General features: G+C 50.7%; 1 pseudogene. It reads left to right on the top strand.

Annotated features, from left to right (window positions below):
- Positions 1–574: 574 nt before the first annotated feature.
- A pseudogene (locus tag AMM48_RS21890) lies at positions 575–1,556 on the top strand (methyl-accepting chemotaxis protein); the annotation flags it as partial.

The following is a 1,556-nucleotide window of genomic DNA, read 5'->3' as shown; positions in this document are numbered from 1 at the left end:
CTTTGTGATCCTGACGAAAAGGCCCGCCATCCGGCGGGCCTTTTTTGTGACTTTCGCCAACCTCAGATGTAATTTACCTGTGCGTTCGACATGCCGCATATTTCCCGGCCAAAAGGCGCAAACAGACTATACCGGCGCACACTACAGCTGGAAAATTCATGATCGTCCTATAGATGCTGTGGTATGTCTGATCACAAGAACAATAATGCAAGCCCCATACTCATTCCCATCTGAACTGTTTCACGGCGACAGGCGGGTATCTTCTTGGATTGGATTGGCTTGAGCGGGAAACGACGTCCGGACGGCGCATATAACAGCGTCGGCACGATGAGGTGTCGGTGCTCGGCTCTTAGGTCTAAGAGGTAGATAAGATATGGCTTTAAACATCAGGCGCGGCGTTAAGCCTTCTTTGTCAAAAAACAACAAAAAATCAGGATTTGGCGTTCGCGGGAAGTTGGCGGGAGCCTTCTTGCTGGTCGGGTTCATTGCAGTCCTTGCAGCCGCTACGTCTGTTTTCTCCTTTACACAATTTGGCAAACAGTTAGGTAAAATTGCCCATGAGCAATTACCCCCAATGTTTGCAGCCCAGCAATTGGCCTCTAGCAGTGCTAAAATCGTCGCATCTGCGCCACGTTTCCTTGCAGCTTCCAAGCTTGAAGAAGAGCAAGCCGTCAAAGCCGAAGTCGATACACTTCTAGCTAAACTTAACGACAATTTGGGCGAGTTACGACAAGCCGGGCTTCCGGAAGAAACGCTGGCACTTGTTGAAAGTAATGCACAAAGCCTTGCTGAAGCGCTTACCGAACTTCATGAAACCACGATTGAGCGGTTTGAAGTTGCCGACGAGCTTTCAAACTCGCTAAGCCAGTTTCAACAGGTTTCCGGTCGCTTCAACTCAATGATTCAGCCAATCCTTTCGGCTTCGCAGACCCAAATTACCGGTGTCACGGCGCAGGTTCAGGAACTCCGTCAAAGCGGGCCTTCCTTAACCGCAGCACAGGAAGCATCGACCAAAGGTCTGTTGTTCGAACTTGACGAGCTGATGGCTGCTAGGGCACCGATCCTTGCTCTTTCCAACAGCGGAGCTGAAATCACCAACACCGTCCTTTCAGCAGCATCGTCTGATGACCGGATGCAACTTCGGATCATGGGCGTTCAGGTACGTGGTGCGGTCGGCGTTGTCGGCAACACCGTCAAAGAGCTTGAGAATGCCAAACTCAAAAAGTTCTATGAAGGCCTGATCGGTGACATCAAGAAGCTTGCAATGGGGCGCAGAAGCATCCCTTCTCTTCGCTCCAAGGAGCTTAAACTTGCCTATGAGCAACTTGATATCGTCGAAGAAAGTGCCGAGTTTGCCGCCGCGATGGAAGGTGTTGTATCGGAGATTGTCGACAGCCTGCAAAACGATGTCAATACGTCGGCAGATACGGCAAACACACTAACACAGCAAAGATCAGTCGTGATGTATGGGGTTGGTGCAGCCGCAATACTGATCCCGCTTCTGATCTATTTTGTCTATGTTCGTGGCAATCTGCTGCGCCGTCTTGGCGGATTGC

The sequence above is a fragment of the Thalassospira sp. GB04J01 genome (assembly GCF_000751115.1).
GTDB lineage: Bacteria > Pseudomonadota > Alphaproteobacteria > Rhodospirillales > Thalassospiraceae > Thalassospira > Thalassospira lucentensis.
This window is presented reverse-complemented; position numbering and strand designations above follow the sequence as displayed.